This is a genomic window from Ohessyouella blattaphilus (genome assembly GCF_024721265.1).
Taxonomy (GTDB): Bacteria; Bacillota; Clostridia; order Lachnospirales; family Lachnospiraceae; genus Aequitasia; species Aequitasia blattaphilus_A.
The window spans coordinates 22,618-31,543 of the sequence record NZ_JAMXOC010000029.1; the positions used below are offsets into that span (position 1 = coordinate 22,618).

10 protein-coding genes are annotated in these 8,926 nt (G+C 42.2%); 2 read left to right on the top strand and 8 right to left on the bottom strand.

Annotated features, from left to right (window positions below):
* Positions 1-18: 18 nt before the first annotated feature.
* Together NHH16_RS13955 and NHH16_RS13960 are read left to right on the top strand one after the other, a co-directional pair.
* Positions 19-1,392, top strand: coding sequence for an aldehyde dehydrogenase family protein (locus NHH16_RS13955; RefSeq protein WP_262070224.1), 1,374 nt, complete (start codon positions 19-21; stop codon positions 1,390-1,392).
* Between the two features lie 185 nt (positions 1,393-1,577).
* Positions 1,578-2,765 carry a hypothetical protein gene (locus tag NHH16_RS13960; protein ID WP_262070225.1) on the top strand — a complete coding sequence of 396 codons (1,188 nt, stop codon included), beginning with the start codon at positions 1,578-1,580 and terminating at the stop codon, positions 2,763-2,765.
* Positions 2,766-2,834: 69 nt separating this feature from the next.
* Here NHH16_RS13960 and NHH16_RS13965 read toward each other — a convergent pair whose 3' ends face one another.
* From NHH16_RS13965 to fba, 8 genes are all read right to left on the bottom strand, one after another.
* Positions 2,835-3,140 (bottom strand): helix-turn-helix domain-containing protein, encoded by a 306-nt coding sequence (locus NHH16_RS13965; RefSeq protein WP_262070226.1) that lies wholly within the window; start codon positions 3,138-3,140, stop codon positions 2,835-2,837.
* A 13-nt stretch (positions 3,141-3,153) separates the two neighbouring features.
* Positions 3,154-3,489, bottom strand: coding sequence for a type II toxin-antitoxin system RelE/ParE family toxin (locus NHH16_RS13970; RefSeq protein WP_262070227.1), 336 nt, complete (start codon positions 3,487-3,489; stop codon positions 3,154-3,156).
* Between the two features lie 73 nt (positions 3,490-3,562).
* Positions 3,563-5,542: a methyl-accepting chemotaxis protein gene (locus NHH16_RS13975; protein WP_262070228.1), complete on the bottom strand. Its 1,980-nt coding sequence runs from the start codon at positions 5,540-5,542 to the stop codon at positions 3,563-3,565.
* Between the two features lie 466 nt (positions 5,543-6,008).
* Positions 6,009-6,272, bottom strand: a complete 264-nt coding sequence (locus NHH16_RS13985; RefSeq protein WP_262070229.1) for a Txe/YoeB family addiction module toxin — start codon at positions 6,270-6,272, stop codon at positions 6,009-6,011.
* Positions 6,265-6,531 (bottom strand): type II toxin-antitoxin system Phd/YefM family antitoxin, encoded by a 267-nt coding sequence (locus tag NHH16_RS13990; RefSeq protein WP_262070230.1) that lies wholly within the window; start codon positions 6,529-6,531, stop codon positions 6,265-6,267. The genes NHH16_RS13985 and NHH16_RS13990 overlap by 8 nt, the downstream gene beginning before the upstream one ends.
* A gap of 63 nt (positions 6,532-6,594) precedes the next feature.
* The gene (rpe, locus tag NHH16_RS13995; protein ID WP_262070234.1) at positions 6,595-7,278 is read right to left on the bottom strand and encodes a ribulose-phosphate 3-epimerase; all 684 of its coding nucleotides are present in this window, start codon (positions 7,276-7,278) and stop codon (positions 6,595-6,597) included.
* The gene (locus NHH16_RS14000) at positions 7,265-7,891 is read right to left on the bottom strand and encodes a flavodoxin family protein (RefSeq protein WP_262070231.1); all 627 of its coding nucleotides are present in this window, start codon (positions 7,889-7,891) and stop codon (positions 7,265-7,267) included. The genes rpe and NHH16_RS14000 overlap by 14 nt, the downstream gene beginning before the upstream one ends.
* Before the next feature lie 21 nt (positions 7,892-7,912).
* Positions 7,913-8,848 carry a class II fructose-1,6-bisphosphate aldolase gene (fba, locus tag NHH16_RS14005; protein WP_262070232.1) on the bottom strand — a complete coding sequence of 312 codons (936 nt, stop codon included), beginning with the start codon at positions 8,846-8,848 and terminating at the stop codon, positions 7,913-7,915.
* Positions 8,849-8,926 lie beyond the last annotated feature (78 nt).

Here is an 8,926-nt window from a genome sequence, read left to right on the forward strand (position 1 = left end):
AGTAGGAGGAAAGATAGAATGGAACAAGATGTAAACAAGACAATTGAAACAATCATTGAGAAAGCAAAAGTAGCGCAAAAAGAATTTGAGACTAATTTCTCTCAAGAAAAAGTCGACGAAGTCGTTCGGGCTATCGGTAAAGTGGTCTACGACAACGCTGAAGAACTCGCCAAAAGAGCGGTCGAGGAAAGCGGCATGGGCGTCTACGCTGATAAGGTTGCTAAAAACCAAGGAAAATCCAGAATTATCTGGAATAGCTTAAAAGGCAAGAAATCCATCGGGGTAATCGAAGAAAACAAAGAAACCGGCATCCTTAAAGTGGCTAAAGCCAAAGGTGTTGTTGCCGCGATTATCCCTGCTACAAACCCGGTCGTAACCCCTATGTGTAACGGTATGTTCGCCTTAAAGGGACAAAATGCCATCGTGCTTTCCCCTTCACGCCGAGTTGCCAAGTTAACAGCTTACTTAGTTGAAGTCTTCCGCAAAGTCTTAAAAGATCACGGTGCCCCAGAAGACCTCTTCCAAATCATCGAACCAACGAGAGAAGCGACCAGTGCTCTTCTTAAAAGTGCTGATGTTGTAGTCGCTACTGGTGGTTCTTCCATGGTTAAGGCCGCCTACTCAAGCGGTAAGCCGGCTTACGGTGTAGGCCCTGGTAATGTGCAGACCATCGTCGATAGGGACATTAACTACGAAGAAGCAGTTCCCAAAATTATCGCTGGTCGTATCTTTGATAACGGCATTATCTGCTCCGGCGAACAAAGCATCTTTATCCCTAGAGAAAACTACGATGAAGTCATCGATATCTTTAAGAAAAATCAGGTTTACTACGCTGATTCCGCTGAGGAAGTAGGTAAATTCGCAGAAGCTATCTTCCCTGACGGCGGCGCTATGAACCGTGAAGTAATCGGTCAAAGCGTACAAACGGTAGCGAAAGTGGCTGGCGTTAGCGTTCCTGAAGATACTAAGATGATTCTCCTAAAAGCCAGAAGCTTAGACCATAGCGAACCACTTTGTAAAGAAAAAATGTGTCCTGTAATGATCGCGGCTCCCTATGACACCTTCGAAGAAGCCGTAGATTACGCGCAGAAGAACCTTGAATGGGAAGGAATCGGTCACTCAGCCGCCCTTCATAGCGATAACATGGACCACATTAAATACGCAGGTGAGCACCTATCCATCAGTCGTCTCGTGGTTAACCAAACCTCTTCAACTGGTGCTGGCGGAAGCCTTTATAACGGTTTCTCACCGACCACTACTCTTGGCTGTGGCTCTTGGGGAAATAACAGTATCTCCGAAAACCTAAACTATACCCATTTAATTAACATTTCCCAAATCGGTCTCTTCAATAAGGATGCGAAAATTCCTACCGATGAGGAAATTTGGGGTTAGACCACCCTCAAAAAATAGAATTTGCGTCCCGCAAATTCTATTTTTATGTATATAGGAAGGTTCAAAGAACTTTTCTATATACATAAAAAAATCCCCTCAAAGCATTACAAATATAGTATTATGTAAATATACATTTTTATGTATAAATAGTTAATGAGATGAGAAATCACACATAGGAGGGGACTATGAAAAAAAAATTATCACTGATTCTTGCATTCACATTCTTTACGCTACTACTTTCTTCTTGCGGAACAGGTTCCAAAATATCTGTTCTAAACAGTCTGGATTCCGAGCTTGCTAAGTTATACGCTACTAAAAGCGGAGATGAAGACTTAGGCGACAATCTCTTAAAAGGCAAATCTATTAAAGAAGGCGACACCTTTTCGCTAAGCCTAGAGAAAAATTTATTAGCCGAACCTGTGGATTTATACGCTGTCGACGCGGAGAATACCACCTACCGCTTTCCTAAGCTAGATTTAAAGGACAGCAAAGAGGTGGCGCTAACATACGATAAAAAGACGTATGTAGCGGTTATAACTGATAACAAGGGAGATACCATCACAGTTGAAGCGATTCTAACTGCTCCTTCACCTGATGATAAGCTGAGTAACGAAGTTGCTTTGTCAGAGGCCGACAACTTAACCGTTCTTTATCCAGTTACCATGAGAGAAAAAGATGTCCCTGCCGTAGAAAAGCAGATTCATCTCGAAGCTGTTAACGACACGACGCCTAACGCGGTGATTATCCGTTCTCACACGTTAGAAGCCGCCCAGCACGATGGTCTCAATTCTACCGCTGAAAGCGCTAAAAAAACGCTTGTATCATTAACGGAAAGCCTTTGCAAAACCATGACCGCTGACGATATGTTTATAAATCGCATTGACGACTCTTTTACCGATGATGGAGCATATTATGCTATCCAAGCAAATGTATGGATGAGCGGGGAAGCTATTGATAGCTCAATTTCTACGCCTGTACGCGGTGTTTTAGAATGTAGATACTATGGACCTGGCAGTCCTCTTCTGGTAGCCCTTTCTCTCAGTGACGAAGAAGGCATTGAGAACTACTCTAAGATTGCTTCCATCATCCTCGATAACGCTTCCATTTCTTCCGACTGGAAAACCAGTGATGGAGTAGCCGTTGCCGAAGCTAAGGCTGCCGAAAAAGCCAAGGCCGAAGCCGATGCCAAGGCTGCTGCCGATGCCAAGGCCGCTGCTGATGCTCAAGCTGCTGCGGCTGCCGCTGCTGCTGCCGCCCAGAGCGATCCTGGCGATACCTGGTATGACTATGACGGTGATTATTACGATGATTACGATCCCTGGAGTGATGCAGGAGATTCTGACGATGAGTGGAGCGATCCCGGTGATTATTAGTAAAAAATATCCTTTAATCGCGTAAAAAGAATTCGTTCTGATATTTTCAGAACGAATTCTTTTTTATTACTATTTCTTCTTTTCAATAGATATTCTATATCCCAATGCATCCAGGATATTTGTAAATGTCCGAAGTGATGGCGAAACTAATCGTTTTTCAATTCGAGATAGCGATTGTTGTTTGTTTCCGGTCCTTTCCGCAAGTTCTTTCTGTGTTATCGACTCAGTTTTTCTTAGTTTTACCATCTCACCAATTAATCGATACTCTTCTCTTGAGCTATCCCATGCATCTCTAAATTCTTTAGATTGATTTCGTCTCTTTTCAATTTCTACATCAACATCCATGGTCATAAAACGGTTTGTATCTTTCATCATCTTCCCTTTCTTTTTAGAGTCTAAACTTACACGCCTGAGCAATTTCTTTCGCTCGACGTCTTATTACTTTAGCATCTTTCTTTTCAGTTTGATTTTTTTGTTTTCGGCATGCATGTAATAGATATATCGTATCACCATTTTCAATGATATAGAAAATCCTGTTGTGTTTATAGAAGTATACTTCCTTGATTTTCCCTTCCCATGTTTTTATTTTCAACTCACTATATTTACCATCTGCTAAAGATTTTAAAACAGAAAAACCATCTACTTGCTCATCTATTGTAAGGCTATCGATATACTTTGTTATCAGATTTTTCCCACTAGTCGAGCAATAAGGTACAACTCTCATTTACATTCCTCTTCAACAACAAATATGTTGTTCTACATTTATATAATACAACCTATTTGTTGTATTGTCAACATTAATCAATCTTCCTTTTAAGCACTTCAAATTTACCTTTTGGACTCTCATTTCTTAGCTTAAATTTTCCAACAATTTGGTTAAGTGTCTGTGCCTGAGAGGCCATCTGCTCAGCCGAAGCCGCTGATTCTTCAGAGGTTGCTGAATTAGACTGAGTAACAGCGGCAATCTGCTCCACGCTACTGTTAATCTCTCTAATCGCGTCTTTTTGAACTCTAGACATCTCATCCACCTGATGAATGGAACTGGCACTATGATTAGAAATCTCCGCTACTTGTTGCAGACTCTCACTGGTCTTGGTGGTAATCGTTGTTCCTTCTACTACCTTTTCGATACTTGCCTGAATAAGGCCAGAAGTTTCTTTCGCTGCTTCGGCGCTTTTACTAGCCAAATTACGCACTTCTTCCGCCACTACCGCAAATCCCTTTCCGGCATTGCCAGCTCTCGCCGCTTCGACGGCTGCATTTAGCGCTAAGATATTGGTCTGGAAAGCAATATCATCGATGACCTTAATGACCTTTTCGATGTTGGCAGAGCTTTCACTAATCTCATCCATCGCTCTTGTCATCTCTGTCATCGACTCAATACTAGCACCGACATACTCGACTGCTTTTTGCATTTCTTCATACGCTTGTTCAGCCCTTTCAGAACTGGTCTCTGCCTGAGCTAAGACTTGCTGAATGGAAGCTGATATCTGCTGCACCGCTGCCGCTTGTTCGGTTGAACCACTAGCCAACTCCTGGGCCCCGCCTGCCACCTGCTTGGCTCCCTGAGATACGCCATCTGCTGAACGCTTAATATCTCGTATCAACACGTTGTTGCTGTCTAGTATCTGCACAATGGCTTTGCCGACCACGTCGTTTTCAGAAGCCAACTCCATATCAATGGAATAGTTCCCCTCAGAAATCTCTTGCAAAGCGACTGCCTGGTTTTTAAACGCTACAATCATTTCATTAAAGGCTCTTGATAATTCAGTAATCTCCCGAAGATTTGTCTTCGGCTCCACACTTACATCTACGGCACCAGCTGACAATTCTTCGGCAGCGTCCACCATATACTCTATCGGCTTTGATATTTTCTTGGAAGTCATACGGATTAGGAAAAAGGCTAAGCCAACAAGAATCAAGGCCACCAGCCCCGTCTCCCAGATCATTTTAAAGATTACCGCTGTGCTTTCTGCCGTGTACTCTCCCACAAAAAGCATTCCTATTACTTGTTCCTCGGCATCCTTTAGGGGTAGGTATTTGACGAAAGCATTCTTTCCTACCACTTCTGCTTGGCCCTCATACTCTTCTCCAGCAAGGACTTGCGCGCTCACCTTTTCTGTTGCCTTCGTACCTACTGCCCGCTCACCTTTATCATCTAGTACGGTGGTCGATAAGCGTTCATCACCGCTAAATACGGTGAATTCTGCATCAATCATCTCTTTAAGAGAATCCACAAAGTCAAAGGTGTCCAAGCGAAATCCTGCCGAAATCACACCGATCACTTCACCACTATTGCCCCAAATCGGCGTCCCTGTTCGCACCGATAAGGCAATTTCTGTACCTTGCTCAGCGGTAGTATAAGTCTCCCCAGCTAACGCACGCTTGATATTCTCCTGCCCCACAATGCTGTCCCCTTTTTTATCTGGATTATGGGTTCTAAGTACTACCTTGCCGTCTCGATCTGTTACCGTCACAAAATCCACTTCTGCGTCTTCATCTAGCGCTGCTACCCGGGCGCTAAGCGCCTGCGTATCTCCGGTAACCAGTGCTTCATTCACCGCATCGTCTCCAGCGATCATTGCAGCACTAACCTCGGACTCCTCCCATAGGCTGGCGAACTGATTTTCCAGTACTGCCGAGTATGTCTTTACATCCCCCGAGAGCGAACTATTGGAAAAGTTCGCAAAAACTCCGATCACAACCGCTAACACAATGACAATCGCCCCAATCACTACGGCGATCGTCGGCATTAAAATACGTTTACTAATATTCATATTTTCCCCCTCAAAACAATATAGCTATCCTTATGATTATCGACAAAAAGGACAACCTGTTAAGTCCGGTTGTCTAAGATTTTTATAATGCAATCTGTCGTGCGATGGCCTCGTGTGATACTTCCGGCATAAATGTATTAGACCATTTTCGTGATATCACGAAAATGGTCTAACTAGGTAGTGGAGCAAAAAGAAATGTTATAGAATATATGCTTACTCGTTACGCTTACTACTTGATTGCTCAAAATGGAGATCCTAAAAAAGAAGAAATTGCTTTTGCGCAAAGTTATTTTGCGGTACAAACAAGAAAGCAGGAAAACTACCTGAAGAGAATATTGATAAAGACTAACTTAACATCAGGATTAGACGATAGTAGACACAACTCGTAAAGGAAGTTGTTGATAGGTTGCTAGACCTTCTCTCGATTAAAAAGACAACCGGTTAAGTCCGATTGTCTTTTATATTTCTATTTATCGTCATAATGGTATCGGCAAGCTAAAATATACACGTTGCTTTGGTCGATTCGATAAATCAGCCTATCCTTATCATTAATTCTACGGCTCCAAAAACCTGCCAAATTCCCGCTCAGGGCCTCTGGCTTTCCCATACCGACATTTCCATTCCGGCAAATATCAATAATTAACTGATTAATTTTCTTTAGTGTTTTCTTATCCTCTGTCTGCCAGTATATGTAATCTTTCCATCCATTATCTGTAAATACCTTATTCACTAAAATCAACCTCTTCTAGTTCATGTATGGAAATTTTCCCACTATCCAATTGCTTTTTGGATTCCATAAGCCAGTCAAAGTTTGCTTTATTGCCCATCACATGAATATTTTCTACTAAATTATTGTAGGACTCTTCTGACAACATAACTACATTTTTATTGTCTTTTCTCGTAATCACCATGGTTTCATATTCATCTGTCACCTTGTCCATATATGTCTTCATATTATCTCTAAGAGTCGTGTAGTTGATAGCTAACATTAATATCCCTCCTATCACATACCAGTAGTTATATTCATATTATAACGTACGGTTTTCTGTACGTCAATCTCCTCCTAAGATTTCCATAAAATCCTTTACATTTTTCGTAGCATCGCCCTTAAAGACCGCCGAGCCTGCCACAATTACATTAGCACCTGCGGCTAGGACTTCTTCAATGTTGTGAAGATAGATGCCGCCATCCACTTCAATATCAATCTGGCGTGCATTCTTTTCCATAATTTCTCGCGCTTCTTTAATCCGCTCCAAACTTTCTGGAATAAAGGACTGGCCGCCAAAGCCGGGCTCAACTGTCATTATCAGAAGCATATCGATATCAGATAAGAACTCTTCAATGACCGTAACTGGCGTCCCTGGTTTAATAGATACGCCTACTTTCTTACCGACTGCTCTGATTTTAGCAATGGTTTCCTTAAGATTCTCGCAGGCCTCATAGTGAACCGTAATAATGTCCGCGCCAGCACTAGCAAAATCTTCTACGTAGCGAATTGGCTCCTGAATCATTAGATGTACATCCATCACTTGATCGGTATACTTTTTGATTGACTGTAACACAGGCATTCCAAAGGAAATACTTGGTACAAATAAGCCGTCCATCACATCAAAGTGAAGGTAGGCGGCACCGGCAGCGCTAGTTTTTTCAATTTCCTCTTTCAGGTAACCGAAATCCGCTGCCAAAATTGATGGTGATAATATTTTTTCATTTCTTCCTCTTTTACCGTATAAAATTCATCATTGTTCGTGGGTTAGTCTCTGGCTTTGGCACCTTACTCTCATTTATCACTTTTACCATCCAAGCAATATTGCGACCGAGCTTTTGAACCACTTCCATTCCCTCTACATCATCGTATACTTCACCTGGATTAGCCCCGTGAATTGCATTCCAATAATCAGAGGTAACTAGCACCATTTCCATCGCATTCATGGTTCCTAGAAGTTGTTGATAGGTTTCTAGACCTCCTGAACGTCTAAGCGTCACCAAGGCGGCGCCAACCTTATGGTGAAATTGATTGTCAACACAACCACCAGCTAAAAATAAGCGATCTAGGACGCATTTCATGTTACCAGAAATACCACCATGATAAACCGGTGAAGCTAGCACAATTGCATCAGCTTCACTACAAGCTTCAATGATTTCATTAACTCCATCTTTATCCTGAACACATCGCGTTTGCCCCTTATCAATGCATTGATAACAAGCTAAACACGGCTTGACATTTGGACCAGGTTGAATCACTTCAAATTCAATACCTTCTTTTTCCAAAACTTTTCCTAATACCTGTAAGCTCAACTCACAATTCCCATTTTTTCTTGGCGAACCATTAATTGCTACCACTTTCATCTCGAGACCTCCTCTCGACAATTATAAAGTATTATCACTACCTAACACATTTTTAATTTTATGAGACACTAATTCCTTAATATTACTTCTAGCCACTTTAAGATACGCTCTTGGATCAAAAGCAGTCGGATCTGCTACTAAAGCCTGTCTTACACCAGCAGTAAAAGCAAGGCGTAAATCAGAATCAATATTAATCTTGCAAACAGAGGACTTGGCCGCTTGTCTTAGCATATCTTCAGGAATGCCAATGGCATCTTCAAGTTTACCACCGTTTTCTTTAATAATCTTAACGTACTCCTGAGATACACTCGAGGCTCCATGAAGAACAATGGGGAACTGAGGAAGCCGTCTTTCGATTTCTTCTAAAATATCAAAACGCAATTGGGGTTTTTGTCCGGGTTTAAACTTAAACGCCCCGTGACTGGTACCGATGGCAATTGCTAGTGAATCTACTCCTGTTTTAGCCACGAACTCTTCCACTTGATCTGGGTTTGTGTAAGAGGCATCTTCCGCTGCCACATTCACGTCGTCTTCCACACCGGCAAGTTGTCCTAGCTCGCCTTCCACGACTACGCCTCTTTCGTGAGCATAGTCAACTACTTTCTTTGTGAGTTCCATATTGTCAGCAAAATTGTGATGTGAACCATCGATCATAACCGAAGAGAAACCACCATCAATACAAGACTTACACACTTCAAAGTCTGCTCCATGGTCTAAATGGAGAGCCATAGGAATATCGTTTACTTCAAGAGCCGCTTCCACAAGCTTGATTAAATATGCATGGTTTGCATACTTTCTTGCGCCGGCGGACACCTGTAGAATTACTGGAGACTTCATTTCACCAGCCGCTTCCGTAATCCCTTGAATAATCTCCATATTATTAACATTGAAAGCGCCGATTGCATAACCGCCTTCATAGGCCTTTTTAAACATTTCTGTAGTCGTAACTAATGCCATTTCTTCTCCTCCTAGTATAATAAATAGTCTCTCGGAATCTCTAGCCCTCTGTTTACAAGGCTTGTAGATTCCTTTTTT